The organism is Streptomyces flavochromogenes (genome assembly GCF_000717595.1).
GTDB classification, from domain to species: Bacteria; Actinomycetota; Actinomycetes; order Streptomycetales; family Streptomycetaceae; genus Streptomyces; species Streptomyces flavochromogenes.
The window spans coordinates 270,969-296,315 of sequence record NZ_JNZO01000003.1 but is presented as its reverse complement, the minus strand read 5'-3'; the positions used below and the strand labels follow the sequence as shown (position 1 = coordinate 296,315).

Annotated in this window: 23 protein-coding genes; 12 read left to right on the top strand and 11 right to left on the bottom strand. The window is 72.6% G+C overall.

What is annotated here, in order from left to right; translation table 11 throughout:
- Positions 1-51: 51 nt before the first annotated feature.
- The 5 genes from IF00_RS0105115 to IF00_RS0105095 all read left to right on the top strand — a co-directional run bounded on the left by IF00_RS0105115 (position 52) and on the right by IF00_RS0105095 (position 4,497).
- Complete coding sequence (locus IF00_RS0105115; protein WP_030314670.1) at positions 52-801, top strand: enoyl-CoA hydratase family protein; 750 nt, start codon at positions 52-54, stop codon at positions 799-801.
- Positions 802-842: 41 nt separating this feature from the next.
- Positions 843-1,676, top strand: coding sequence for a CoA transferase subunit A (locus IF00_RS0105110; protein WP_030314669.1), 834 nt, complete (start codon positions 843-845; stop codon positions 1,674-1,676).
- A complete protein-coding gene (locus IF00_RS0105105; protein ID WP_030314667.1) occupies positions 1,673-2,407 on the top strand; it encodes a CoA-transferase subunit beta in 735 nt (244 codons plus the stop codon). Before IF00_RS0105110 ends, IF00_RS0105105 begins: the two co-directional genes overlap by 4 nt.
- The gene (locus IF00_RS0105100; RefSeq protein ID WP_030314665.1) at positions 2,407-3,459 is read left to right on the top strand and encodes an NAD(P)H-dependent flavin oxidoreductase; all 1,053 of its coding nucleotides are present in this window, start codon (positions 2,407-2,409) and stop codon (positions 3,457-3,459) included. Before IF00_RS0105105 ends, IF00_RS0105100 begins: the two co-directional genes overlap by 1 nt.
- A gap of 135 nt (positions 3,460-3,594) precedes the next feature.
- Positions 3,595-4,497, top strand: a complete 903-nt coding sequence (locus tag IF00_RS0105095; protein WP_030314663.1) for a tyrosine-protein phosphatase — start codon at positions 3,595-3,597, stop codon at positions 4,495-4,497.
- Here the strand turns inward: IF00_RS0105095 and IF00_RS0105090 are convergent.
- From IF00_RS0105090 to IF00_RS0105070, 5 genes are all read right to left on the bottom strand, one after another.
- Positions 4,422-6,161 carry a DEAD/DEAH box helicase gene (locus tag IF00_RS0105090; RefSeq protein ID WP_030314662.1) on the bottom strand — a complete coding sequence of 580 codons (1,740 nt, stop codon included), beginning with the start codon at positions 6,159-6,161 and terminating at the stop codon, positions 4,422-4,424. The genes IF00_RS0105095 and IF00_RS0105090 overlap by 76 nt on opposite strands.
- Before the next feature lie 340 nt (positions 6,162-6,501).
- Positions 6,502-7,659: an acetyl-CoA C-acetyltransferase gene (locus IF00_RS0105085; RefSeq protein WP_030314661.1), complete on the bottom strand. Its 1,158-nt coding sequence runs from the start codon at positions 7,657-7,659 to the stop codon at positions 6,502-6,504.
- 58 nt (positions 7,660-7,717) lie between these two features.
- Positions 7,718-8,347: a TetR/AcrR family transcriptional regulator gene (locus IF00_RS0105080; protein WP_078944545.1), complete on the bottom strand. Its 630-nt coding sequence runs from the start codon at positions 8,345-8,347 to the stop codon at positions 7,718-7,720.
- Positions 8,348-8,368: 21 nt separating this feature from the next.
- Positions 8,369-9,196 carry an SDR family oxidoreductase gene (locus tag IF00_RS0105075; RefSeq protein WP_030314657.1) on the bottom strand — a complete coding sequence of 276 codons (828 nt, stop codon included), beginning with the start codon at positions 9,194-9,196 and terminating at the stop codon, positions 8,369-8,371.
- Positions 9,193-10,329: an acyl-CoA dehydrogenase family protein gene (locus IF00_RS0105070; RefSeq protein WP_030314655.1), complete on the bottom strand. Its 1,137-nt coding sequence runs from the start codon at positions 10,327-10,329 to the stop codon at positions 9,193-9,195. The genes IF00_RS0105075 and IF00_RS0105070 overlap by 4 nt, the downstream gene beginning before the upstream one ends.
- Before the next feature lie 57 nt (positions 10,330-10,386).
- Between IF00_RS0105070 and IF00_RS0105065 the strand changes: the two genes are divergently transcribed.
- On the top strand, positions 10,387-11,532 hold the full coding sequence (locus IF00_RS0105065; RefSeq protein WP_030314649.1) for an acyl-CoA dehydrogenase family protein: 1,146 nt from the start codon (positions 10,387-10,389) through the stop codon (positions 11,530-11,532).
- Positions 11,532-12,536: an acyl-CoA dehydrogenase family protein gene (locus tag IF00_RS0105060; protein WP_030314647.1), complete on the top strand. Its 1,005-nt coding sequence runs from the start codon at positions 11,532-11,534 to the stop codon at positions 12,534-12,536. Before IF00_RS0105065 ends, IF00_RS0105060 begins: the two co-directional genes overlap by 1 nt.
- 28 nt (positions 12,537-12,564) lie before the next feature.
- On the opposite strand, the gene IF00_RS0105055 is transcribed toward IF00_RS0105060, so the two are convergent.
- The 4 genes from IF00_RS0105055 to IF00_RS0105040 form a co-directional block, all read right to left on the bottom strand.
- A complete protein-coding gene (locus IF00_RS0105055; RefSeq protein WP_030314645.1) occupies positions 12,565-13,080 on the bottom strand; it encodes a pyridoxamine 5'-phosphate oxidase family protein in 516 nt (171 codons plus the stop codon).
- 89 nt (positions 13,081-13,169) lie between these two features.
- Complete coding sequence (locus tag IF00_RS45535) at positions 13,170-13,550, bottom strand: VOC family protein (protein WP_030314643.1); 381 nt, start codon at positions 13,548-13,550, stop codon at positions 13,170-13,172.
- Positions 13,551-13,692: 142 nt separating this feature from the next.
- Positions 13,693-14,412, bottom strand: coding sequence for a vWA domain-containing protein (locus tag IF00_RS0105045; RefSeq protein ID WP_030314641.1), 720 nt, complete (start codon positions 14,410-14,412; stop codon positions 13,693-13,695).
- Complete coding sequence (locus IF00_RS0105040) at positions 14,403-15,005, bottom strand: PadR family transcriptional regulator (RefSeq protein ID WP_037637518.1); 603 nt, start codon at positions 15,003-15,005, stop codon at positions 14,403-14,405. Before IF00_RS0105040 ends, IF00_RS0105045 begins: the two co-directional genes overlap by 10 nt.
- A gap of 97 nt (positions 15,006-15,102) precedes the next feature.
- Between IF00_RS0105040 and IF00_RS0105035 the strand changes: the two genes are divergently transcribed.
- The 5 genes from IF00_RS0105035 to IF00_RS0105015 all read left to right on the top strand — a co-directional run bounded on the left by IF00_RS0105035 (position 15,103) and on the right by IF00_RS0105015 (position 18,837).
- A complete protein-coding gene (locus tag IF00_RS0105035) occupies positions 15,103-16,230 on the top strand; it encodes an LLM class flavin-dependent oxidoreductase (protein WP_030314637.1) in 1,128 nt (375 codons plus the stop codon).
- Positions 16,227-16,949 carry an SDR family NAD(P)-dependent oxidoreductase gene (locus tag IF00_RS0105030; RefSeq protein WP_030314635.1) on the top strand — a complete coding sequence of 241 codons (723 nt, stop codon included), beginning with the start codon at positions 16,227-16,229 and terminating at the stop codon, positions 16,947-16,949. The genes IF00_RS0105035 and IF00_RS0105030 overlap by 4 nt, the downstream gene beginning before the upstream one ends.
- The gene (locus IF00_RS0105025) at positions 16,946-17,836 is read left to right on the top strand and encodes an alpha/beta hydrolase (RefSeq protein WP_030314633.1); all 891 of its coding nucleotides are present in this window, start codon (positions 16,946-16,948) and stop codon (positions 17,834-17,836) included. Before IF00_RS0105030 ends, IF00_RS0105025 begins: the two co-directional genes overlap by 4 nt.
- Positions 17,837-18,055: 219 nt before the next feature.
- Positions 18,056-18,385: a hypothetical protein gene (locus IF00_RS45530; protein ID WP_037637514.1), complete on the top strand. Its 330-nt coding sequence runs from the start codon at positions 18,056-18,058 to the stop codon at positions 18,383-18,385.
- A complete protein-coding gene (locus IF00_RS0105015; RefSeq protein ID WP_037637512.1) occupies positions 18,382-18,837 on the top strand; it encodes a hypothetical protein in 456 nt (151 codons plus the stop codon). The genes IF00_RS45530 and IF00_RS0105015 overlap by 4 nt, the downstream gene beginning before the upstream one ends.
- Before the next feature lie 122 nt (positions 18,838-18,959).
- Here the strand turns inward: IF00_RS0105015 and IF00_RS0105010 are convergent, their stop codons facing one another.
- Both IF00_RS0105010 and gltB read right to left on the bottom strand, forming a co-directional pair.
- Entirely contained in the window at positions 18,960-20,420 is a 1,461-nt protein-coding gene (locus tag IF00_RS0105010; RefSeq protein ID WP_030314630.1) for a glutamate synthase subunit beta, read from the bottom strand.
- Entirely contained in the window at positions 20,413-24,978 is a 4,566-nt protein-coding gene (gene gltB, locus IF00_RS0105005; protein ID WP_030314629.1) for a glutamate synthase large subunit, read from the bottom strand. Before gltB ends, IF00_RS0105010 begins: the two co-directional genes overlap by 8 nt.
- Positions 24,979-25,347: the final 369 nt, after the last annotated feature.

Here is a 25,347-nt window from a genome sequence, read left to right as displayed (position 1 = left end):
CCTCGAGAGGGTACCTAACAAACGTTTGGTGGAAAGGTAGCTGATCCACTCATGGGTGTCTGCACCTCGCGCCCCACTCCGGGCGTGGCCCTGGTCACCGTCGACTTCCCACCCGTCAACGCCCTGCCCGTGAAGGGCTGGTACGCGCTCGCCGACGCCGTCCGCACGGCGGGCCGCGACCCCGAGGTCCGCTGCGTCGTGCTCACCGCCGAGGGCCGCGGCTTCAACGCGGGCGTCGACATCAAGGAGTTGCAGCGCGACCCCGGCCACACCTCCCTGATCGGCGCCAACAGCGGCTGCGCCGAGGCCTTCGCCGCCGTCTACGAGTGCGAGGTGCCGGTCGTCGCCGCGGTCGCCGGACACTGCCTGGGCGGCGGCGTCGGCCTCGTCGGCAACGCCGACGCGATCGTCGCCGCCGATGACGCCGTCTTCGGACTGCCCGAGCTGGACCGGGGCGCGCTCGGCGCCGCCACCCATCTGGCGCGGCTCGTGCCCCAGCACCTGATGCGGGCGCTCTACTACACCTCGCGGACCGCGACCGCCGCCGAACTGCACGCCCACGGCTCGGTGTGGAGGGTGGTGCCGCGCGCCGGACTGCTCGACGCGGCGCTCGGGCTGGCCGGGGAGATCGCCGCGAAGGACGGCAGCCTCCTGCGGCTCGCCAAGGCCGCGCTCAACGGCATCGACCCCGTGGACGTCCGGCGCAGCTACCGATTCGAGCAGGGCTTCACCTTCGAGGCCAACCTCAGCGGGGTCGCCGACCGGGTCCGCGACACCTTCGGGAAGGAGAGCTCCCCGTGAACCGGAGGGCAGAGCAGAGGACAGAGCCGACGGACAAGGTCATGACCCCCGAGGACGTCGTCGGCCGGCTCCGCTCCGGCATGACGATCGGGATCGGCGGCTGGGGCGCGCGGCGCAAGCCGATGGCCCTGGTCAGAGCGCTGCTCCGGTCCGAGATCAGCGATCTCACCGTGATCTCGTACGGGGGCCCGGACGTCGGGCTGCTCGCGGCCGCCGGCAGGATCCGGCGGCTCGTCGCCCCCTTCGTGACCCTGGACTCCATCCCCCTCGAACCGCACTACCGCGCCGCCCGCGAGCGCGGTGCCTTCGAGCTCACCGAACTCGACGAGGCGATGTTCATGTGGGGGCTGCACGCCGCCGCCAACCGGCTGCCCTTCCTGCCGGTGCGGGCCGGCCTCGGCTCCGACGTGATGCGGGTCAACCCGGGCCTGCGGACCGTCACCTCCCCGTACGAGGACGGCGAGGAGTTCGTCGCCGTGCCCGCGCTGCGCATGGATGCCGCCCTGGTCCACCTCAACCGCGCCGACCGGCTCGGGAACGGCCGGTACCTCGGCCCCGATCCGTACTTCGACGACCTGTTCTGCGAGGCCGCCGACACGGCGTACGTCTCCTGCGAGCAGGTGGTGGAGTCCTTCGGGCCGGACACCGTGCCCCAGACGCTCCTCGTCAGCCGCCACAGCGTCACCGGCGTCGTCGAGACCCCGAACGGGGCCCACTTCACCTCCTGCGTCCCCGACCACGACCGCGACGAGCCGTTCCAGAAGCTCTACGCGACCACCCCCTGGCCCGAGTTCGCCGAACGCTTCCTCTCGGGCAAGAGCGAGGACGACTACCAGGCGGCCGTCCAGGCCTGGCACAAGGAGCAGCGGAAGTGACGACGGACGCGACGACAGCGGTGACCAGCCGGGCCGAGTACTGCGTGATCGCCTGCGCCGAGGCCTGGCGCGACAACGGCGAGGTGCTCGCCAGCCCCATGGGCCTGATCCCCTCCTTCGGCGCCCGCCTCGCCAAACGCACCTTCTCCCCCGACCTCCTCCTCACCGACGGCGAGGCCCTGCTCGTCGGACTCGACGGGCGGCCCGAGGGCTGGCTGCCGTACCGCAGGCACCTCACCATGGTCACCGGCGGCAGACGGCACGTGATGATGGGCGCCAGCCAGATCGACCGGTACGGCAACCAGAACATCTCCTGCATCGGCGACTGGGAGCGGCCCACCCGGCAGCTCCTCGGCGTCCGCGGCGCGCCCGTCAACACCCTGAACAATCCGGTGAGTTACTGGATCCCCAAGCACTCGACCCGGGTCTTCGTCGAGCGGGTCGACATGATCTGCGGTGTCGGTTACGACCACGCCGTCGGTCCGTACCACCGTCTCCCCCGGGTGGTGACGGACCTCGCCGTCCTCGACTTCGCGACCCCCGACCACACAATGCGGCTCGTGTCCGTGCACCCGGGCGTCACCGTCGACGAGGTCCGGGCTGCGACCGGCTTCGACCTGGTGACCGGCGAGGACGTGCCGTGCACCCGCGAGCCCACCGCCGAGGAACTCCGGCTGATCCGCGAGGTCATCGACCCGCGCGGGCTGCGGAACCGCGAGGTCGGGTCCTGATGGAGACGGCTCTGACCAAGCTGGTCGGCGTCCGCCACCCCGTCGTGCAGACGGGGATGGGCTGGGTCGCCGGGCCCCGGCTCGTCTCCGCCACCGCGAAGGCGGGTGCGCTCGGTGTCCTCGCCTCCGCCACGATGACCGCGGAGGAGCTGCGTGCCGCCGTCCGCGAGGTGAAGTCCCGCACCGACCGGCCCTTCGGGGTGAACCTGCGCGCCGACGCCGGGGACGCCCGCGAACGGGTCCGGATCATCGTCGACGAGGGCGTACGGGTCGCCTCCTTCGCCCTCGCGCCGTCCCGGGACCTGATCGCCGAGCTCAAGGACGCCGGAGTCGTCGTCATCCCCTCCGTCGGCGCCCGGCGGCACGCCGAGAAGGTCGCCGGCTGGGGCGCGGACGCGGTACTGGTCCAGGGCGGCGAGGGCGGCGGCCACACCGGCGACGTCGCGACGACCGTCCTGCTTCCACAGGTGGTGGACGCCGTCGACATCCCGGTGATCGCCGCGGGCGGCTTCCGTGACGGGCGCGGCCTGGTCGCCGCCCTCGCCCACGGGGCGGCGGGCATCGCCATGGGCACCCGCTTCCTGCTGACCTCCGACTCGACCGTGCCGGAGGCGGTGAAGGCCCGCTATCTGGAAGCCACGGTCAAGGACGTCACCGTGACCACGGCCGTCGACGGGCTGCCGCACCGGATGCTCCGCACCGACCTCGTCGCGTCCCTTGAGCACGCCGGGCGGGTACGGTCCCTGACCCGCGCGCTGCGCCGGGCGGCCGGCTTCCGCCGGATCTCCGGGCTCTCCTGGCCCGCGATGATCCGCGACGGCCTGGCCCTGCGCCACGGCAAGGACCTGTCGTGGAGCCAGGTCCTGCTCGCCGCGAACACCCCGATGCTGCTGCGGGCGTCCATGGTCGAGGGCCGCACCGACCTCGGCATCATGGCCGCCGGTCAGGTCGCGGGAGTCATCGACGACCTGCCCAGCTGCGAGGAACTGGTCACCCGGATCATGACGGAGGCCGCGCAGGTCCTGCGGACGCTGCCGCACCCCGACGAGTGACCCCGCCGGCTGACCCGGAGGAGCTCCGGAGGAGCGACCCACACGCCGCGCCTCCGGGTGACCCGCAGGTGTGACCCACACCCACACGCCGCACCGTCCACCCTCAACCCTCTTGAGCCGCAAAGGAGTCCGGCCGTGCACCTGTCTCGACGCGCGCTGCTCACCGCCACCGGCGCCACCGCCCTGCTCGGCGCCCTGCCCACGGAGGCGATCGCCCGCCCCCGGTCCCCGCAGGCGCCCCCGATCCGGCAGATCCCGCTCCAGGGCGCCGTCAACGTCCGCGACCTCGGCGGCTACCCCACGTACGACGGGAGCCGGGTCCGGTACGGCCTCGCCTACCGGGGCGACCACCTCGCCAAGCTGACCGACGCGGACGTCACCACACTCGCCGGGCTCGGCCTCGGCACCGTGGTCGACCTGCGGATCCCCCAGGAGGTCGGCTACGACGGCGCCGACCGGCTCCCGGCCGGCGCCGTCCCGGTCCCCCGGCCCGTCACCGACAACGGCCTGTTCGGGCAGCTGCTCACCGCGATCGGCTCGCGCGACCCGGTGCGGCAGGAGGAGATGCTCGGCGGCGGGCGGGCCGCCGCGTTCATGCGCGAGGTGTACCGGACGTTCGTCACCGATCCCGCGAACCGGGCCGCCTTCGCGGCGACCCTGCGGGACCTGGCCGACCCCCGCCGGGGGCCGCTGCTCCTGCACTGCACCTCGGGCAAGGACCGCACCGGCTGGACCGGCTGGCTGCTGCTCACGCTCCTCGGCGTGCCCGACTCCCTCGCCCGCGCGGACTACCTGGCCTCCAACACCTTCCGTGCCGCGTACGACGCGCGGCTGCGCGAGGGATTGAAACAGGCCGGGCTCATGCAGAACCCGGCCCTGATCATTCCGCTCCAGGAGGTGCGGGCGGAGTACCTCGACACCGCCCTGGAGCAGCTGCGCTCCTCGTACGGGAGCGTGTTCCGTTACGTGTCGGACGGCCTCGGCCTGGAGTTCCGCGAGCTGCTGGCGCTGCGCGCACGGCTGGTGCCCGGGGCCTGACGCCCGGCGCGAACCGCACCGGCACCGGCCCCCGCGGCGGCACCCCGTCCGCCGCCCGTGCCGGAGCCGGCGCCCCGGCCGCCGGCGGACGCGCGGCCCGAGCCACCGGCGGAGCCGGCGGTGCGGCCCGCGGAGCCCGACGTACGGCCCGAGGAGCCCGTGGCGCGGCCCGAGGCCGTGCCCGTGGCTCCGGAACGGCCCGCGCCCGTGCCCGTACCGCCCGTGCCGCCGGCCGCGGCGGGACGGCGGCGTCGGCCGGAGGAGGAACGGCCACCGGCGGCACCGGAGCCGGCCGGCTTGCGCGGCTGGGTCGGCTGTGGGGTCTCGACGACGACCGGGACGCCCGAGGGCTCCCGCGCGCCGGTCAGCTCGGCGAGCTGCTCGTCGCTGGACTTGATCTGCGCCGTGCGGGGGTTGATGCCCGCGTGCGACATCAGACGGCCCATGTCGCGCTTCTGCTCGGGCAGCACCAGGGTGAAGACGCTGCCGGACTCACCGGCGCGGGCGGTGCGGCCGCCGCGGTGCAGGTAGTCCTTGTGGTCCATCGGCGGGTCGACGTTGACGACCATGTCGAGGTCGTCGACGTGGATGCCTCGGGCGGCCACGTTCGTGGCGACGAGCGTGGTGACCTGGCCGCTCTTGAACTGGTCCAGGGTCCGGTTGCGCTGCGGCTGCGAGCGGCCGCCGTGCAGGCCGGAGGCCCGTACACCGTTGGCGAGAAGCCGCTTGACCAGCCGGTCCACGGACCGCTTGGTGTCCAGGAAGAGGATCGTGCGGCCGTCGCGGGCCGCGATCTTCAGCGTGACGGCCTTCTTGTCGGTCTCGTCCATCACGTACAGGACGTGGTGCTCCATCGTCGTGACCGCGCCGGCCGACGGGTCGACGGAGTGGACGACCGGGTCGTCGAGGAACATCTTGACCAGCCGGTCGACGTTCCGGTCGAGGGTGGCCGAGAACAGCAGGCGCTGCCCGCCCGGCTCGACCTGCTTCAGGAGCTTGGTGACCTGCGGCAGGAAGCCCATGTCGGCCATCTGGTCGGCCTCGTCGAGGACGGTGACGGCGACCTGGTCGAGACGGCAGTCGCCGCGGTCGATGAGGTCGTGGAGCCGGCCGGGCGTGGCGATGAGGATCTCGGCGCCGCGCCGCAGCGCGGACGACTGCCGGCTGATCGACATGCCGCCGACGACCGTGGTGATGCGCAGCCGCAGCGCGGAGGCGTACGGGGTGAGCGCGTCGGTCACCTGCTGGGCGAGCTCGCGGGTGGGCACCAGGACGAGCGCGAGCGGCGCGCCCGGCTCGGCGCGGCGGCCGGCCGAGCGGGCCAGGATCGCGAGTCCGAACGCCAGGGTCTTGCCCGAGCCGGTACGTCCCCGGCCGAGCACGTCACGGCCCGCCAGCGAGTTCGGGAGGGTCGCGGCCTGGATCGGGAACGGCTCCGTGACGCCCTGCTCGCCCAGGGTCCGCAGCAGGCCCTCGGGCATGTCGAGGTCGGCGAAGGCGGCCACCGCGGGGAGGGCGGGCGTCACCGTCTCCGGCGGGGTGAACTCGCTCGGCGGCGGGGGCGCGGAGGGGCGGCGCCCTCCGCGGGAGGCCTTCGGCTGTGACGTGGACTTCGCCTGGGCGGTGCGGGGGCTGCGCTTGTGGGAGCGTTCGGAGCGGGTCATGCGTGCCTTTCTGGCCGGTGCTCGCGGCACAGCCAGGGCCCGCACCTGCACGGTGCGGGCCCCGGCTGCTCTACCCGGAACACGCGATACGGGCCCCGGCTGTTTTCCCGGAACGCGCGGTACGAGCCCCGGATGTCTCTACCGGAACAATAGTGCGCCCCGGAACCTTCCCGCCCCTCCCGACCGATGCACGGACGGATCAGACCTGACCAGGAGGGTGTGACGTGGGCGACCTCACAGCCGCCCGGTGATCGTCACGGCCTTTCGATGATCGTGACGTGCGCCGACCGCCGCCCTCGCACACGGCCCCTGTCCTGAGCCGGCCACCCTCGTGGCCGGCTCACAGCCTTTCGATGATCGTGACGTTCGCCTGGCCGCCGCCCTCGCACATGGTCTGGAGGCCGTAGCGGCCTCCGGTGCGTTCCAGTTCGTGGAGGAGTGTCGTCATCAGTTTCGCGCCGGTCGCGCCGAGCGGGTGGCCCAGGGCGATCGCGCCGCCGTTGACGTTGACCCGGGCCGGGTCGGCGCCGGTCTCCTTCAGCCAGGCGAGGACGACCGGCGCGAAGGCCTCGTTGATCTCGACGAGGTCGATGTCGTCGATGGTCAGGCCGGTCTTCTTGAGCGCGTGGGCGGTCGCGGGTATCGGCGCGGACAGCATCCGGATGGGGTCCTCGCCGCGCGCCGAGAGGTGGTGGATCCGGGCCCGGGGGGTGAGCCCGTGCTCCCGCACGGCCCGCTCGCTCGCCAGGAGCAGGGCCGCCGCCCCGTCGGAGACCTGGGAGGAGCACGCGGCGGTGATGGTGCCGCCCTCGACGACCGGCCGGAGCCCGGCCATCTTCTCCGCGCTGGTGTCGCGGCGCGGCCCCTCGTCGACGGTGACGTCGCCGTACGCCACGGTCTCCCGCGCGAAGCGGCCGTCGTCGATCGCGCGGAGCGCCCGCTCGTGCGAGCGGAGGGCGAATTCCTCCTGGTCGTGGCGGGTGATCCGCCATTTCTCGGCGATCAGCTCGGCGCCGTGGAACTGGTTGACGGGCGCGTCGCCGTACCGGGCGCGCCAGCCCTCGCTGCTGTGGAAGGGGCCGCCGGTGAGGCCGAGGGGTTCGGCGGCCTGCCGGGAGGCGAAGGCGATGGGGATCATCGACATGTTCTGTACGCCGCCGGCGACGACGAGGTCCTGGGTGCCGGACATCACCGCCTGGGCGGCGAAGTGCACGGCCTGCTGGGACGAGCCGCACTGGCGGTCGACGGTCACCCCGGGGACCTCCTCGGGGAGGCCCGCGGCCAGCCAGGCCGTACGGGCGATGTCGCCGGCCTGCGGCCCGACGGTGTCGAGGCAGCCGAGGACGACGTCGTCGACGGCGGCCGGGTCGATCCCCGCTCGGATGACGAGGGCCTTCAGGGCGTGGGCGCCGAGGTCCGCGGGGTGGACGGCGGAGAGTCCGCCCCCTCGGCGCCCCACGGGCGTGCGGACCGCTTCGACGATGTAGGCCTCGGGCATGGCGACTCCTCCGGTGGGTCGGGTGGGACGCACGGGCCGGTGCCGGGACCGTGCGTCGTTACGTGCGTACGGCGATTCCGTCCAGGACCATGGAAAGGTACTGGCGGGCGATCTCCTCGGGGCTGTGCAGGCCGCCCGGCCGGTACCAGGACGCGGCGACCCAGACGGTGTCGCGGACGAACCGGTAGGTCAGGCGGACGTCCAGGTCGGCGCGGAAGACTCCGGCGGCGACCCCGCGTTCCAGGGTGCCGAGCCAGGCCTTCTCGAACCGGCGCTGCGAGTCGGTGAGGTAGTGGAAGCGGGGCTGGTCGGTGAGGTGCCGGGACTCCTTCTGGTAGATGGCGACGGCGGCGCGGTGCCGGTCGATCTCGCGGAAGGACTCGGTGACGAGGGCCTCGATGGTCTCGCGGGGCCCGAGTCCGGCGTCGAGGACGGCGTCGTACCCCTCCCACAGCTCGTCGAGGAAGGTGGAGAGGATCTCGTCGAGCATCGACTCCTTGGAGTCGAAGTGGTAGTAGAGGCTGCCGGCGAGCATGCCGGCGGCGTCCGCGATCTTGCGGACGGTGGTGGCGTTGTACCCCTGGGCGGCGAACACCTCGGCCGCCGTGTCGAGGAGTTCGCGGCGCCGCTCGGGCCCGCCGCTCACCGGGGTCTTCTTCTTGCTTGAGCTCTGGGGAGTGTTCGGCACACGTCCATTCTGGGGCACCCCCTACGGGTGCTGGCTGCTGACGGAGACCGTCTCGCCGGTCATGTAGGAGGAGTAGTCGCCGGCGAGGAAGACGATGACGTTGGCGATCTCCCAGGGCTCGGCGTAGCGGCCGAAGGCCTCGCGTGCGGTCAGCTCGTCGAGGAGTTCGGTGGTGGTGACCTTGGCCAGGTGGGGGTGCATGGCGAGGGACGGCGAGACGGCGTTGACGCGCACGCCGTACGCGGCGGCCTCGACGGCCGCGCAGCGGGTGAGGGCCATGACGCCGGCCTTGGCGGCGGCGTAGTGGGCCTGGCCGGCCTGGGCGCGCCAGCCGATGACGGAGGCGTTGTTGACGACGACGCCGCCGGTGCGCGTGCCGCCGCCGTCGCCCGTGCCGTCGCCGGTGGCCGCTTCGCGGAAGTGGCGGAGGGCGGCGCGGGTGCAGCGGAAGGTGCCGCCGAGGGTGACGTCGAGGACCCGGTTCCACTGCTCGTCGGTCATGTCGGCGAGCTCCGCGGTGCCGCCGAGGCCGGCGTTGTTGACGGTGATGTCCAGGCGCCCGTGGAGCCGTACGGCGGTGTCGTACAGCGCCTGGACCTGGGTCTCGTCGGTGACGTCGCAGGGCTGGGAGGCGACCGCGTCCGCGCCGAACTCGGCGGCGAGCGCGGTCTCGGTCTCCTTGAGGCGGCGGGTGTGGGCGTCGCTGACGAGGACGCGGGCGCCCTCCTCGAGGAAGCGTCGGGCGGTGGCGCCGCCGATGCCGGCTCCGGCGGCGGCGGTGATCACGGCGGTGCGCCCGGCGAGGAGTCCGTGGCCCTTCACGTAGGGCGGCGCGGGGGTACGGCTCACGGGCGCGGCTCCTTCGGGAGGCCGAGCACCCGCTCGGCGATGATGTTCCGCTGGATCTCGCTGGATCCGGCGTAGACGGTGTCGGCGCGGGAGAAGAGGAACAGCCGCTGCCAGTCGTCGAGTTCGTACGGGGCTCCGGCGGCCAGCGTGGCGGCGGGGCCGCAGACCTCCAGGGCGAGTTCGCCGAGGTCGCGGTGCCAGTGGGACCAGTACAGCTTGGCGGCGGAGGGGTCGGTGCCGTGCAGGGCGGCCGCGCGCATGGCTTCGAGGCCGGTCCAGGCGCGGGTGAGGCGGTCGCGGACGGCGGGGTCGGCGGCGGCGCCGTTGCGGCGGGCGAGGGTGACGAGGGCGTCGAGTTCGCGGCGGAAGCCGACCTGCTGGCCGAGGGTGGAGACGCCTCGTTCGTAGCCGAGGGTGGCCATGGCGATCCGCCAGCCGTCGCCGGGTGCGCCGACGACGTTCGCGGCGTCGGTGACGGCCCCGTCGAAGAACACCTCGTTGAACTCGCTGGTGCCGGTGAGCTGGACGATGGGCCGGATCTCGACGCCGGGCCGGTCGAGGGGGACGAGGAGGTACGAGAGCCCGGCGTGGCGCCGTGAGCCCGGCTCCGTGCGGGCCAGGACGAAGCACCACTGGGATTCGTGGGCGAGGGAGGTCCAGATCTTCTGCCCGTTCACCACCCACCGGCCGTCCTCCAGGGCGGCGCGGGTGCGGACGGCGGCGAGGTCGGAGCCGGCGCCGGGTTCGCTGTAGCCCTGGCACCAGAGTTCCTCGACGGCGCGGATCGGGGGCAGGAAGCGGGCCTTCTGCTCCTCGGTGCCGTGGTCGATGAGGGTGGGGCCGAGGAGCTGTTCGCCGATGTGGTTGACGCGGGCGGGAGCGTCGGCGAGGGCGTACTCCTCGTGGAAGGCGATCTGCTCCTCGATGCTCGCGCCGCGCCCGCCGTACTCCTCGGGCCAGCCGACGCAGGTCCAGCCGTGGGCGGCCAGGTGCCGTTCCCAGGCGAGGCGTTCGGCGAAGGCCTCGTGCTCGCGGCCGGGCCCGCCACGTCCCTTGAGGGCGGCGAAGGAGCCGCTGAGGTGGGTCTTCAGCCAGCCCCGTATCTCCGCCCGGAACTCCTCGACGCTGCTCATGGCCGTACGTTAACCTACCAAACACTTGTTAGGGAACGGGTGAGGGCGGGGTGACCGATGGATCTCTCGTACACGCGGGCCGAGGAGGCCTTCCGGGCGGAGGCCCGGGAGTGGCTGCGGGACCATGTCCCCGCCGAGCCGCTGCCCTCCCTGGAGACGGCCGAGGGCTTCGCCGCCCACCGCGCCTGGGAGGCCGAACTGGCCGCCGCCCGCTGGTCGGTGGTCTCGTGGCCCGAGGAGTACGGAGGCCGGGGCGTCGACCTCGCCCGGTGGCTGGTCTTCGAGGAGGAGTACTGGGCGGCCGGGGCACCCGGCCGGGTCTCGCAGAACGGCGTCCAGCTCCTCGCGCCCACCCTCCTCGACCACGGCACGGCGGAACAACGCGCGCGCGTACTGCCGTCGATGGCGACCGGCGCGACGATCTGGGCGCAGGCCTGGTCGGAGCCCGAGGCCGGCTCCGACCTGGCGTCCCTCACCTCCCGCGCGGTCCGCACGGACGGCGGCTGGCTGCTCTCCGGGCAGAAGACCTGGTCCTCCCGGGCCGCCTTCGCCGACCGGGCCTTCGGCATCTTCCGCAGCGACCCCGACGCGGACCGGCCGCACCGCGGCCTGACCTACCTCATGTTCGACCTGCGGGCACCGGGGGTGACGGTCCGGCCCATCGGCCGGCTCGACGGCAAGCCCGCCTTCGCCGAGCTGTTCCTCGACGACGTGTTCGTGCCGGACAAGGACGTGATCGGGGAGCCGGGCCAGGGCTGGCGCATCGCGATGTCCACGACGGGCAACGAGCGCGGACTGATGCTCCGCTCCCCCGGCCGCTTCCTCGCCGCCGCCGACCGGCTCGTACGGCTCTGGCGGACGGAGGGCGACCCGGCGGACTCGGCACTGCGGGACCGGGTGGCGGACGCGGTGATCGGGGCCCGGGCGTACCAGCTGTTCACGGCGGGCGCCGCGGCCCGGCTGACGACGGGGGCGCCGTCGGGGGCCGAGTCCAGCCTCAACAAGGTCTTCTGGTCGGAGTACGACCTGGCCCTCCACGAGACGGCGCTGGACCTCCTGGGCCCGGACGGCGAACTCGCGGACGGCGCGTGGGCGGAGGGGTACGTCTTCTCCCTCGCGGGCCCCCTCTACGCGGGCACCAACGAGATCCAGCGCGACATCATCGCCGAGCGGCTGCTCGGCCTGCCGAAGGGGCGCCGCTGATGACTTTTCTGCCGACCGGCGAACAGCGCGCGTTCGCCCGCTCCCTGGACGCGATGCTCACCGCCGCGGACACCCCGGCGGCCGTACGGGCCTGGGCGGGCGACGACCCCGGCCCGGGGCGGGCCCTGTGGGGGCGTCTCGCGGAAGCGGGGGTGTGCGCGCTCGCGGTCCCGGAGGAGTACGAGGGAACGGGCCTGCTCCCGGTCGAACTCGCGCACGCCTTCGTCGAACTGGGCCGTCACGCGGTGCCGGGCCCCGTGGTGGAGACCGTGGCGACGACGGTACTCCTCGGGGAACTGGCGCGCCTGGGCGACCCGGACCCGGCGAAACGCCTTCTGCCCGCCCTGGCGACGGGCGAACGGACGGCGACCCTGGCGATCGCCGGGGCGGAGGGCGTACGGCACTCCGTCCCGTACGCCCTGGACGCCGACCGGGCGGACACGGTGCTCGTCGTGCGCGGGGAGGAACTGTGGCGGGCGCCCGGTCATGGACAGGTCCGGGGCTCCGCCGACCCCGCACGGCGGCTCGCCCGCCCGGCACCCGGCGGGGAGCTGCTCGCCAAGGGCCCCGCGGTGGCCGTCGCGGCCGGGCAGGCCCGGCGCTGGGCGATGCTGGCGACGGCCGCGCAGTCACTGGGCGTGGGCCTGGCGCTGCTCGACCGGACGGTCGCGTACGCCCGGCAGCGCTCGCAGTTCGGCACCCCGATCGGCGCGTTCCAGGCGGTCAAGCACCGCCTGGCGGACACCCTGCTGGCCCTGGAGTTCGCGCGGCCCCTGCTGTTCGGGGCGGCGGTGACGATGACGCCCGGGGACCTGGCCGCGGCCAAGGTGACCACGGGCGAGGCCGGTTACACGGCGGCGCGCACCGCCCTCCAGATCCACGGCGCGATCGGCTACACGGAGGAACCGGCCCTGTCTCTGTGGCTCCGCAAGGCCCGCCCCCTGAGAGACGCCTGGGGCGACCCTGCCGCCTGCCGGGCGGCGGTCCTCGGCGCGTACTCCTGACCGGATCGTGACGCCCGGCCGAACGGGCTCACGACACCCGGCGGGGCGGGCTGTCGTCGTTGCCGCGCCGGAAGGTGCGGGCCGGGCGCCCGGCGGACCAGGTGCGGACGACCAGCTCGTCGCCGTCCACCCAGGTCCGTACGACCTCGGTCGGGTCCACCCGGAAGAGGTGGAACGGCTGGGGCTCGCCCGCGTCGGCGACGTACCGGGCGACCGTCTCCGGGTCGGTGATCTCGACCGCCCGCCCGGAGACACGGACGTCCCCGCCGCCCATGCCGGTGCCGGCGCCCAGGTTGGCGAGGAGGGTGAGCCGGGGGTCGCGGCGCAGGTCGCGGGCCTTGCGGGAGCCGGGCATCATGCCGAGCCAGAGCTCTCCGAAGCGGAAGCCCACCTCGATGCCGCTGAGCCGCGGAGAGCCGTCCTCGCGCACGGTCGCGAGGGCGTGGTGGGTGTACTGCCCGAAGCGCTCGCGCACGGTCTCGGCGAATGCGGGTTCGGCGGCCTCGAAGGCCGACCAGGTGGTTCCGGTTCCGGTGTCTCCCATGGATCCAGGAAACACCGGATACCCGACACCTACCGTCCGGATTGCTCCGTACGTCTCTCCGGATCACTCCGTACGTCTCAGGATCAGGATCAGGAGGTGGCGGCGCGCTCCGCGGCGCTGCGCTCGACGCAGAACTCGTTGCCCTCCGGGTCGCCCAGGGTCGCCCAGCCCGTGCCGTCCGGGTTCCGGCGGTCGTCGAGGAGGGTCGCGCCGAGGCCGAGCAGCCGCTCGATCTCCTCGTCGCGGGTGCGGTCCTGCGGCTGGAGGTCGAGGTGGATGCGGTTCTTGACCGCCTTCGCCTCGGGGACCTGGATGAAGAGGAGGCCGGCCCCGGGGGTCTCGACGAGCGCCTCCTCGTCCCCCGGCTGGTCGTCGTCGGAGACCTTGGAGTCCAGGACCTTCGCCCAGAAGGCGGCGAGGGCGTAGGCGTCGGAGCAGTCGATGGTGACGTGTCGTACCAGAGAAGTCATGGGCGCCATGATCGCCCACGGCCAGGACCGGGGGCCATCGGATTCCCCCTCGCCCGGTCGGCGGTGGCCGGTTCCCTGCCCCCGGTCGCCGCCATGAGCGCGGCGGGGGAGGAACGGGCGCCCCGGAGGTCGGGGAGCCGGTTCATGACCGGACGATGCCCTGCCTTCGCGCCGCCGCGAGCCAGACCGGGAACTCCGAGACGAGCCTGTCGTACAGCTCCGCGTCCGGAACCCTGCTCGGGTCCTGACCCGCGTGGAAGAACCCGGAGTTGTCGACGGGCCTCTTCGCCGGCACGTCCAGCTCGTCGAGCCGGCGCAGGAACTCGAACTGCCGGCTGCTCGGGTCGCCGAAGCCGATGAACTGCCAGAAGATCGGCAGCCGGGCCGCCTTGCACACGTACCGCTCGGCCGCGAGCTTGTTGATCGGCCCGCCGTCGGTCTGGAAGACGACGAGCGCGGGCGCGGTGGAGCCGCTGTCGAGGTAGTGGTCGATGACGGCGTCCATGGCCAGGTGATAGCTGGTCTTGCCCATGTGCCCGAGCCCGGCGACGATCCGGTCGATCCGGCCGGCGTGGTCGTCGAGCCGGATCTCGGTCTCGGCGTCGATGTCGGTGGAGAAGAAGACGACGGGTACCCGCCCGTCGTCGTCGAGCTGCGCGGAGAGCCCCAGCACCCGGTCGGCCAGGGCCTGGACGGCGCCGCGGGAGTAGTACGGCTTCATCGACCCCGAGTAGTCGACGACGAGGTAGACGGCGACGCGCTGCCCGTCGATCCCGTGCCGTCGCAGCGACTCGCCCGCCTGCTTGTAGAGACTGACCAGCGCGGGCGCGGTCTCCTCGACCTTGCGCAGACTCAGTGCCATGGGTTCTCTCCCTCGGGAAGCTCCGGCCGCTCCAGCCGCTCGATGTCCGCGAGCATGGCGTCGGCCAGATCGCGCTCGGCGGTGTAGTACCGCTCGGCCCAGGTCAGGGTGAGCAGGGGGTATGCCCAGGCCTCGTCCGCCGACGCGTCCGCCGCGTCGGCCTCGGCGCGCAGCCGCATGGTCTCGGCGTACTCCCGGTGCGCGGCGAGGATCTCCCGCGTCCGCTCGGGTTCGAGGAGATGGCCGAGCCAGAGCCGGAGCATCGGCCCGTGTTTGAGGACCGGCGGGTCGAGCGGCGCGCTGCGGGCCCAGAGCCGGACGGCGGCGAGGCCCTCGTCGGTGATCCGGTAGACGCGCTTGTCGCGCGCGCCGGCCTCCGGCGCGACCAGACGCGAGCCGGTGTATCCGGCCTTCTCCAGGCGTTTGAGCTCGCTGTAGATCTGGCTGAACGACGGGCTCCAGTAGAAGAGCCCCAGCGACCGGTCCGACCACTTCTTGAGGTCGTAGCCGGACAACTCCCGCCCGAAGGAGAGCAGTCCGAGCACGGCCCAGCTCGTCGCCGGAAGCGCCGGCACGGTCTCTTCGTCCGCCACGGTCGGCAGTCTACGACCCTTCCCTCCCTCACCTATGCCTGCTAGAAGTATTTCGATTAGGCATATCTGACACACCGTCAACGGGAGGAGCTCCCCCGTGAAGTTCTCCATGATCTTCGAAGCACAGCTCGTAGACCCGACGCCCGCCCGCGAACACCGCGTCATCCACGACTGCGTCGAACAGGCCGTCCTCGCCGAGGAGATGGGCTTCGACCGGATCTGGGCGGTCGAACACCACTCCCTCACGCAGTACGCCCACATGAGCGCGTCCGAGATCTTCCTGACCTGGGTCGCCGCCCGCACCCGCACCCTCCGCGTCGGCCACGGCGTGGTCACCATGCCCTTCGGCTACCAGCACCCCGTCCGGGTCGCCGAACGCGCCGCCATGCTCGACGTGCTCTCCGGCGGCCGGGTCGACATCGGCGCCGGACGCGGTGCGACCCGCCAGGAGATGCGGATGTTCGGGGTGCGCCCCGAGGACACCGGACCGCAGACCGAGGAGGCCCTGCGGATCCTCGCCGCCGCGTGGCGCGCGCCGGAGTTCGCGTGGCACGGCTCGCTCGACATCGGCCCCGGCGCGATCCTGCCCCGCCCGGTCCAGCACCCGCACCCGCCGCTCTTCATGGCCTGCTCGCAGCACGCCTCCCTCCGGCGGGCGGCCGAACTCGGCATCGGGGCCCTGGTGATGGGGTTCGCGGGCGCCGACGACGTCCGCGCGATGCGCGCGGTGTACGACGACGCCCTCGCCGCGCGGGACGGGTCGCGGTTCGTCTCCACCGAGGTCAACGACCACTTCTCCGCCCTCTGCCCGACCATCGTCCTGGACGACGCCGACCGCGCACTCAGGCTCGGCACCCGGGGCCAGCGCTTCTTCGCCGAATCGATCGCCCACTGGTACGGCGGCGCGCCCGCGCCCACCGGTTACGCGGAGGACGAGGACCACGCCGGCGCCCTCGCCCGAGAGCGGGACGAGCTGATCGCCCGGCTGCACGAGGCGAACGTCCCCGCCCGGCCGGTCGACACCGGCACCTACAACACCGACCACGCGTACGGGGACGCCGCCACGGCGATCGCGTACGTCGAACGGCTCCGGGAGATCGGCGTCGACGAGGTGATGTGCCTGATCCAGATGGGCACCGTGCCGCAGGAGGCCTGCCTGGAGACCATCCGCCAGTGGGGCACGAAGGTCATCCCGCACTTCCGGGCCCTGGACGCCGCCGCGTGAGCGCCCTGGACGGCAAGGTCGTGATCGTGACGGGCGCGGCGCGCGGCCAGGGCGCCGCGGAGGCCCGGCTCCTGGTGGCGGCCGGGGCGCGTGCGGTCCTCACCGACGTACGGGAGGAGGAGGGCCGGTCGGTGGCGGCGGAGCTCGGCGGGGCGGCGGTCTTCGTCCGCCACGACGTGACGTCGGCGGCCGACTGGCGGACGGTGACGGACACGGCGGTCGCCACGTACGGCGGGATCGACGGGCTCGTCAACAACGCAGCCCTCTGGCGGACGGCCCCGGTGGAATCGGAGACGTACGAGAGCTTCGAACTCCTCCTCAGGGTCAACCTGTTGGGGCCGTTTCTCGGCATCCAGGCGGTGCTGCCCGCGCTCCGCGAGGCGGGCGGCGGCTCGGTCGTGAACGTGTCGTCCACGGCGGGCCGCGTCGGCGTCCCCGGCCACGCGGCGTACGGGGCCGGCAAGTTCGGCCTGCGCGGCCTCAGCCGCGCGGCGGCACGCGACCTCGCCCCGTACGGCGTCCGGGTCAACTCGGTCCACCCGGGCGCCGTCGACACCCCCATGACGACGGCGGTCGCGCACAGGGACTGGTCGCACGTCCCACTCGGCCGGATGGGCCGCCCGGAAGAGGTCGGGGAGCTGGTCGCGTTCCTGCTCTCGGAGGCGTCGTCGTACGTGACGGGCGCCGAGTTCACGGTCGACGGAGGCCTCACCTCATGACGACGACCGGCGCCCGGCCCGCCGACCCCCTCACGCCGGCCGCCCGCGCGCTCTGCGACGCGATGTCCGCGGGCTTCCCGCGCCCGGAGGCGGGCCCGGAAGCGCTGAGGGCGGCGGCACGCGCACACCTCGGCGGGACACCACCGGCGGCGTCCGCCTCGGCGAACGGCGTTCCCGTACGGCTCTACGAGGGGCAGGAGGACCTCGTCGTCGTCTTCGCGCACGGCGGCGGCTGGGTCCTGTGCGACCTGGACACCCACGACCGCACGTGCCGCGCGCTCGCCGGCCGTACCGGCGCCACCGTCGTCTCGGTCGACTACCGGCGGGCCCCGGAGCACCGCTTCCCGGCGGCCGAGGACGACGTGTGCACGGCCCTGGAGTGGGCGGCCGGCCGATACCCGGGGCGGCCGCTGGTCCTGGCCGGCGACAGCAGCGGCGGGAACCTGGCAGCGGCGGCCGCCCTCCGAGCCCGCGACGGAGGCGGCCCGCCCCTGGCGGGCCAACTCCTCGTCCACCCGGCCCTGGACCACCGGCTCGAGGGACGGTCGGCCCGTGACTTCGCTCAGGGCTACTTCCACACGACGGCGCACATGCGCTGGTACTGGCAGCAGTACGTGGCGCCCGGGGGCGACCCGTCGGCGGCCTCCCCCGGCCTGACCCCCGACGTCGCGGGCCTCCCACCCACCCTCCTCGTCCTCGCCGACTGCGACCCCCTGCGCGACGAGGGCCTCGCCTACGCCCGCCGCCTCTCCGCCGCGGGCGTCCGGGCCGAGGTCCACCTGCACACGGGCGTGTTCCACGGCTTCCTCGGCGGAGCGGGCGTGCTGCCGGAGGCGGACGCGGCGCTGGACGGGGCGGCGGCGTGGCTGAGGGCCGTCCCCGGATGACGGCCCTCTCCCCGGTGACGTTCTGGAATCATGTCCGTCCAGGGGTGCTGCGCCAGGGAGTTGAGGGTACGGGTGAGCTCGACGACGTACGCGCCCGAAGAGACGTACGCCGGGAGGCGGCGGGCACTGCGCGCGCACCTCCTCACCGCCGACGCCCGGCCCCCGCGCCGACGTACCGACGAATCTCGCTCGTCGTTCCCACCCCGGAGGACCCCAGGCATGAGCTCCACCGTCCCCTACCAGCGCAGGACCTTCCCCCTCACCCAGCCCCTCTCCACCTTCCTCTGGCAGGTGCGGGGCGACGGCGACGGCGTGGAGGCCACCGGGGAGTGCCCCCGGTGCCGGTGCGTGACCACGAAGGTCATCACGGCGGTGCAGTACGTGACCAAGGGCCCCTCGAAGCCCCTGAGGGAACTCGTGGCCTCCGGTGAGCCGAGGCCCGCCAGGTGTCAGTGCGCGACCTTGCACACGAACCGGCCCGACGAGGTCCCGGACGGCTGCGGGGCCTCGTTCTGGATCGCGCTTCCGCCCCAGGGGCTGTCCCTGTGAGCGAATTCGGCGACGACGAACTGTGGAAGGCCGACCTGCGAGGCCAGGCGATGGCGAGCCCGCCCGAGCGGCTGCGGGCGGCGCTCCAGCAGGCCGAGGGGTACCGGAACTTCCTCACCACGCTCACCGGGCTGCTCACCGTGGTCTTCGTGCTCAAGGGGCAGGAGAACCTGAGCAGGATGACCACCGGCCCGAGGTGGTGGGTGATCGGGCTGCTCGCCGGTGCGTTCCTGCTCCTCCTCGCGGCCTCCTGGATGATGGTCTCGGCCGTGCACGAGCGGCCGGGCGAGAAGGTCCTCACCGACGCGGAGTACCTGCTGACGTACGAGAGGGAACGGGCCAGGTCCGTCGTACGCACGACCGGCGTCGCCCGCTGGATGGGCCTGGTCGGCGTCCTCGCGGTCTCCGCCGCCTCCCTGGTCACCTGGATCTTCCCGGGCCCGATCACCTGACCGGCAGTGCGTCCGCACGCGCGACAGCGCCCACCCAGTCGTCCGGTCGGGGACATTCGGGGGGCGCCGCGCTCAGTTCCGTACGTCGTTGTACGGGACGTTCTCGGGGTGATCCGGTCGGATCAGACCATCAGCGAACGGTCCGTCGGGCGGATCGGGGCCGGCAGGGAGCTGGCGCCGGTCAGGTAGCGGTCCACGCCACGGGCGGCCGAGCGGCCCTCGGCGATGGCCCAGACGATGAGCGACTGACCGCGGCCGGCGTCTCCGGCGACGTACACGCCATCGACATTGGTGGCGAAGTCCGCGTCTCGGGCGATGTTACCCCGCTCGTCGAGGTCCAGACCAAACTGGGCGACCAGGCCGTTCTCCACGTCCGTGCCGGTGAAGCCCATCGCGAGCGTGACCAGCTGAGCGGGGATCCTGCGCTCCGTGCCCGGCTTCTGGGTCAGCTTGCCCTCGACGAACTCGACCTCGACGAGGTGGAGGAACTGGACGTTGCCGTCCTCGTCCCCCTCGAAGTGGGTGGTGGAGACGGAGTAGACCCGCTCGCCGCCCTCCTCGTGCGCGGAGGTGACCTTGTAGAGCATGGGGAAGGTCGGCCAGGGCTGACCCGGGTTCCGCTCCTCGCCCGGTCGGGGCATGATCTCCAGCTGAGTGACCGAGGCCGCGCCCTGGCGGTGGGCCGTACCGACGCAGTCGGCGCCGGTGTCGCCGCCGCCGATGACGACGACGTGCTTGCCCTCGGCGGTGATCGGCGGGGCGACGAAGTCACCCTCCACGACCTTGTTCGCCAGCGGCAGGTACTCCATCGCCTGGTGGATGCCGGACAGCTCGCGGCCCGGAACGGGCAGGTCACGGGCGGTGGTGGCGCCCGCGGCGATGACCACGGCGTCGAACCGCTTGCGCAGGTCCGTCGCCGTCATGTCGCGGCCGATCTCGATGCCGGTGCGGAACTTGGTGCCCTCCGCGCGCATCTGCTCGATGCGGCGGTTGATGTGCCGCTTCTCCATCTTGAACTCGGGGATGCCGTAGCGCAGCAGGCCGCCGATGCGGTCGGCGCGCTCGTACACGACCACGGTGTGGCCGGCCCGGGTCAGCTGCTGGGCGGCGGCGAGACCCGCCGGGCCCGAGCCGATGACGGCGGCGGTCTTGCCGGACAGGCGCTCGGGCACCTGCGGCTTGACGTCGTTCGCGTCCCAGGCCTTGTCGATGATGGAGACTTCGACGTTCTTGATGGTGACGGCCGGCTGGTTGATGCCGAGCACACACGCGGACTCGCACGGCGCCGGGCACAGGCGGCCGGTGAACTCCGGGAAGTTGTTGGTGGCGTGCAGGCGCTCCTGCGCCGCCGACCAGTCCTCACGGTAGGCGTAGTCGTTCCACTCGGGGATCAGGTTCCCGAGGGGGCAGCCGTTGTGGCAGAACGGGATGCCGCAGTCCATGCAGCGGCCGGCCTGCTTGCTGATGATCGGCAGCAGGGAGCCGGGGACGTAGACCTCGTTCCAGTCCCTGACGCGCTCGCCCACGGGGCGGGTCTCGGCGACCTCGCGACCGGTGGTCAGGAAGCCCTTGGGGTCAGCCATGGGTCGCCGCCTCCATCATCTTCTCGGTGGTCTCGGCCTCGGAGAGACCGGCGAGCTCAGCGGCGTCCTTGGCGGCGAGCACTGCCTTGTACGTGGTGGGGATGATCTTGCTGAACCGGTCCGCGTTCACGGCCCAGTCGGCAAGGAGCTTCTCGGCGACCGTGGAGCCGGTCTCCTCGTGGTGGCGGCGCACGACATCGTGCAGCCACGCCTTGTCGGTGTCCGACAGGTTCTCGATCGCACCCAGGTTGCCGGAGTTGACGTTGTCCCGGTCGAGGTCGACGACGTAGGCGACACCGCCCGACATGCCGGCCGCGAAGTTGCGTCCGGTCTCGCCGAGGACGACCGCCGTACCACCGGTCATGTACTCGCAGCCGTGGTCGCCCACGCCTTCCGAGACGACCAGGGCGCCGGAGTTGCGGACGCAGAAGCGCTCGCCGGTGCGGCCCCGGAGGAACAGCTCGCCGCCGGTCGCCCCGTACCCGATGGTGTTGCCCGCGATCGTCGAGTACTCGGCGAGGTGGTCGGCGCCCCGGTCGGGGCGGACGATCACACGGCCGCCGGAGAGGCCCTTGCCGACGTAGTCGTTGGCGTCGCCCTCCAGCCGGAGGGTGACACCGCTCGGCAGGAAGGCGCCGAACGACTGGCCCGCGGAACCGGTGAAGGTGATGTCGATGGTGTCGGCCGGGAGGCCGGCGCCGCCGAACTTCTTCGTCACCTGGTGGCCGAGCATGGTGCCGACCGTGCGGTTGATGTTGCGGATGGCGACCTGGGCGCGGACCGGCTGGGCCTCCTCGGCGGAGGCGGCGTTCAGGGCCTCGGCGGCGAGCTGGATCAGCTCGTTGTCGAGGGCCTTCTCCAGACCGTGGTCCTGCTCGATCAGGGCGTGGCGGACCGCGCCCTCGGGCAGCTCCGGCACGTAGAAGAGCGGCTCCAGGTCGAGACCCTGCGCCTTCCAGTGGGTGACGGCGCGGCTGGTGTCGAGCATCTCGGCGTGGCCGACGGCCTCTTCGAGGGTGCGGAAGCCCAGCTCGGCGAGGATCTCGCGGACCTCTTCGGCGATGAACTCGAAGAAGTTGACGACGAACTCGGCCTTGCCGGAGAAGCGGTCGCGCAGGACCGGGTTCTGGGTGGCGATGCCGACCGGGCAGGTGTCCAGGTGGCAGACGCGCATCATGACGCAGCCGGAGACGACGAGCGGCGCCGTCGCGAAACCGAACTCCTCGGCGCCGAGCAGCGCGGCGATGACGACGTCGCGGCCGGTCTTGAGCTGGCCGTCGGTCTGGACGACGATCCGGTCGCGCAGGCCGTTGAGCAGCAGAGTCTGCTGGGTCTCGGCGAGGCCGAGCTCCCAGGGGCCGCCCGCGTGCTTGAGCGAGGTGAGCGGCGAGGCGCCGGTTCCGCCGTCGTGGCCGGAGATGAGGACGACGTCCGCGTGGGCCTTGGAGACACCGGCGGCGACCGTGCCGACGCCGACCTCGGAGACCAGCTTCACGTGGATGCGGGCGACCGGGTTGGCGTTCTTGAGGTCGTGGATCAGCTGAGCCAGGTCCTCGATGGAGTAGATGTCGTGGTGCGGCGGCGGCGAGATGAGGCCGACGCCGGGCGTCGAGTGACGCGTCTTGGCGACCCACGGGTAGACCTTGTGGCCGGGCAGCTGGCCGCCCTCGCCGGGCTTGGCGCCCTGGGCCATCTTGATCTGGATGTCGTCGGCGTTGACCAGGTACTCGCTGGTGACGCCGAAGCGGCCGGAGGCGACCTGCTTGATCGCGGAGCGGCGGGCCGGGTCGTAGAGGCGGTCCGGGTCCTCGCCGCCCTCACCGGTGTTGGACTTGGCGCCCAGCTGGTTCATGGCGATGGCGAGGGTCTCGTGGGCCTCGCGGGAGATGGAGCCGTACGACATGGCGCCGGTGGAGAAGCGCTTGACGATCTCGGCGACCGGCTCGACCTCGTCGAGCGAGATCGCGGGGCGGTCGGAGGTGAGGCCGAAGAGGCCGCGGAGCGTCATCAGGCGCTCGGACTGCTCGTTCACCCGGTCCGTGTACTGCTTGAAGATGTCGTACCGCTTGTTGCGCGTGGCGTGCTGCAGGCGGAAGACGGTCTCCGGGTCGAACAGGTGCGGCTCGCCCTCGCGGCGCCACTGGTACTCGCCGCCGATGTCCAGGAGGCGGTGCGCCGAGGGGACGCCGGAGACGGGGTACGCCTTGGCGTGGCGGGCGGCGACCTCCTTGGCGACGACGTCGAGACCGGCGCCGCCGATCTTGGTGGCCGTGCCGTTGAAGTACGTGGCGACGAAGGTCTCGTCGAGGCCGACGGCCTCGAAGACCTGGGCGCCGCGGTAGGAGGCGACGGTGGAGATGCCCATCTTGGACATGACCTTGAGGACGCCCTTGCCGAGGGCGTAGATCAGGTTCCGGATGGCCTGCTCGGGCTCCAGGCCTTCGATGAAGGTGCCGGCGCGGACCAGGTCCTCGACGGACTCCATGGCGAGGTACGGGTTGACCGCCGCGGCGCCGTAGCCGATGAGCAGGGCGACGTGGTGGACCTCGCGGACGTCACCGGCCTCGACGAGCAGACCCACCTTGGTGCGCTGCTTGGTGCGGATGAGGTGGTGGTGGACGGCCGCGGTGAGCAGCAGCGAGGGGATCGGCGCGTGCTCGGCGTCGGAGTGCCGGTCGGAGAGCACGATGAGGCGGGCGCCGCCCTCGATGGCGGTGTCGGCCTCGGCGCAGATGGCGTCGAGTCGGGCGGCGAGGGCGTCGCCGCCGCCGGAGACCCGGTACAGGCCGGAGAGCGTCGCGGCCTTCATGCCGGGCATGTCGCCGTCGGCGTTGATGTGGATGAGCTTGGCGAGCTCGTCGTTGTCGATCACCGGGAAGGGCAGCGTGACGCTGCGACACGTCGAGGAGGTGGGCTCGAGGAGGTTGCTGCCGGGGCCGAGCGAGGAGCGCAGCGAGGTCACGAGCTCTTCGCGGATGGCGTCGAGCGGCGGGTTGGTGACCTGCGCGAACAGCTGGGTGAAGTAGTCGAAGAGCAGCCGCGGGCGGGCGGACAGGGCCGCGATCGGCGAGTCCGTGCCCATGGAGCCGAGGGGCTCGCCGGCGGTGCGGGCCATCGGCGCGAGGATGACGCGGAGCTCTTCCTCGGTGTAGCCGAAGGTCTGCTGGCGGCGGGTGACCGAGGCGTGGGTGTGCACGATGTGCTCGCGCTCGGGGAGGTCGGAGAGCTCGATCTCGCCGGTCTCCAGCCACTCCGCGTAGGGGTGCTCGGCGGCGAGGGCGGCCTTGATCTCGTCGTCCTCGACGATGCGGTGCTCGGCGGTGTCGACGAGGAACATCCTGCCGGGCTGGAGGCGGCCCTTGCGGACGACCTTGGCGGGGTCGATGTCGAGGACGCCGACCTCGGAGGAGAGGACGACGAGGCCCTCGTCGGTGACCCAGTAGCGGCCGGGGCGCAGTCCGTTGCGGTCGAGGACCGCGCCGACCTGGACGCCGTCGGTGAAGGTGACGCAGGCCGGGCCGTCCCAGGGCTCCATCATCGTGGAGTGGTACTGGTAGAAGGCGCGGCGGGCCGGGTCCATCGTCTCGTGGTTCTCCCACGCCTCCGGGACCATCATCAGGACCGCGTGGGGCAGGGAGCGGCCGCCGAGGTGGAGCAGCTCCAGGACCTCGTCGAAGGAGGCCGAGTCGGAGGCGTCCGGGGTGCAGATCGGGAAGATCCGGTCCAGCGAGCCCTCGCCGAAGACGTCGGATTCGAGCTGGGCCTCGCGGGCGGTCATCCAGTTCCGGTTGCCCTTGACGGTGTTGATCTCACCGTTGTGGGCGACGAAGCGGTACGGGTGGGCCAGCGGCCAGCTCGGGAAGGTGTTGGTGGAGAACCGGGAGTGGACCAGGGCCACGGCGGTGGCGCAGCGGCGGTCCGACAGGTCCGGGAAGAAGGGCTCCAGCTGGCCGGTGGTCAGCATGCCCTTGTAGACGATGGTGCGGGCGGAGAGCGACGGGAAGTACGTCGCGGCCTCGCGCTCGGCGCGCTTGCGCAGGACGAAGGCCTTGCGGTCGAGCGCGATGCCGGTGGCGTCGCCGGCCGAGTCCGCGACGAAGAGCTGGCGGAAGACCGGCATGGTGGAGCGGGCGGAGGCGCCGAGCAGCTCGGGGGCGACGGGGACCTCACGCCAGCCGAGGACGTCGAGGCCCTCTTCGGCGGCGATCGCCTCGATCTTCGCGGCGGTCTCGTCGGTGCCGTCCTCGGGGAGGAAGGCGATGCCGACGGCGTACGCGCCGGTCTCGGGGAGCTCGAATCCGGCGACCTCACGGAGGAAGGCGTCCGGGACCTGGAGCAGGATGCCGGCGCCGTCACCGGAGTCGGGCTCGGAGCCGGTGGCGCCGCGGTGCTCGAGGTTGCGCAGTACGGTCAGCGCCTGCTCGACCAGCGCGTGGCTGGCTACACCGGTGAGGGTGGCCACGAACCCGACACCGCAGGCGTCGTGTTCGTTACGGGGGTCGTACATCCCCTGCGGAGCAGGGCGACCGTCCATGGGCGACCAGGCGTCGGAACGCATCGGCTCTCCCGTCGTCGTCGTGGCTGGGGGCACCTCCCAGACCACGTCTGGGGGAGCTCTGCTGCCGAGGGACGACGTTGGCCCTCCGCGAAATTTCGTGCAGGTTACATGATGGCTGGCTTCTCGCTAAGTGGATAGCGCATTCCAACATGCGGACACCACCGATACGGAGCGGTGGTGTGGGTTCACCTGGGGTTTGCGAGGTCAGAGGTCTGCCTCGCGGGGACGGATCGAGATGATCCGGAGGATCTCCGGGTCGTCGGCGACCCGTCACTGTGTGGGCTTCGTTGCCCAGCGACGCTCATGCCTCATTCCCGTTGGTCACGGGTTCGAAACCGCCGAGTAACCGGCTACATATGTGGCGTCGTG

What these genes read in the sequence shown, in the direction of transcription:
- IF00_RS0105045 (WP_030314641.1), bottom strand. Translation starts at nt 14,412, where the DNA reads ATGGCACTGAGTCTGCGCAAGGTCGAGGAGACCGCGCCCGCGCTGGTC.
- IF00_RS0105065 (WP_030314649.1), top strand. Translation starts at nt 10,387, where the DNA reads ATGGATCTCTCGTACACGCGGGCCGAGGAGGCCTTCCGGGCGGAGGCC.
- IF00_RS0105100 (WP_030314665.1), top strand. Translation starts at nt 2,407, where the DNA reads ATGGAGACGGCTCTGACCAAGCTGGTCGGCGTCCGCCACCCCGTCGTG.
- IF00_RS0105025 (WP_030314633.1), top strand. Translation starts at nt 16,946, where the DNA reads ATGACGACGACCGGCGCCCGGCCCGCCGACCCCCTCACGCCGGCCGCC.
- IF00_RS0105055 (WP_030314645.1), bottom strand. Translation starts at nt 13,080, where the DNA reads ATGGGAGACACCGGAACCGGAACCACCTGGTCGGCCTTCGAGGCCGCC.
- IF00_RS0105115 (WP_030314670.1), top strand. Translation starts at nt 52, where the DNA reads ATGGGTGTCTGCACCTCGCGCCCCACTCCGGGCGTGGCCCTGGTCACC.
- IF00_RS0105110 (WP_030314669.1), top strand. Translation starts at nt 843, where the DNA reads ATGACCCCCGAGGACGTCGTCGGCCGGCTCCGCTCCGGCATGACGATC.
- IF00_RS0105010 (WP_030314630.1), bottom strand. Translation starts at nt 20,420, where the DNA reads ATGGCTGACCCCAAGGGCTTCCTGACCACCGGTCGCGAGGTCGCCGAG.
- IF00_RS0105060 (WP_030314647.1), top strand. Translation starts at nt 11,532, where the DNA reads ATGACTTTTCTGCCGACCGGCGAACAGCGCGCGTTCGCCCGCTCCCTG.
- IF00_RS45535 (WP_030314643.1), bottom strand. Translation starts at nt 13,550, where the DNA reads ATGACTTCTCTGGTACGACACGTCACCATCGACTGCTCCGACGCCTAC.
- IF00_RS0105090 (WP_030314662.1), bottom strand. Translation starts at nt 6,161, where the DNA reads ATGACCCGCTCCGAACGCTCCCACAAGCGCAGCCCCCGCACCGCCCAG.
- IF00_RS0105085 (WP_030314661.1), bottom strand. Translation starts at nt 7,659, where the DNA reads ATGCCCGAGGCCTACATCGTCGAAGCGGTCCGCACGCCCGTGGGGCGC.
- IF00_RS0105070 (WP_030314655.1), bottom strand. Translation starts at nt 10,329, where the DNA reads ATGAGCAGCGTCGAGGAGTTCCGGGCGGAGATACGGGGCTGGCTGAAG.
- gltB (WP_030314629.1), bottom strand. Translation starts at nt 24,978, where the DNA reads ATGCGTTCCGACGCCTGGTCGCCCATGGACGGTCGCCCTGCTCCGCAG.
- IF00_RS45530 (WP_037637514.1), top strand. Translation starts at nt 18,056, where the DNA reads ATGAGCTCCACCGTCCCCTACCAGCGCAGGACCTTCCCCCTCACCCAG.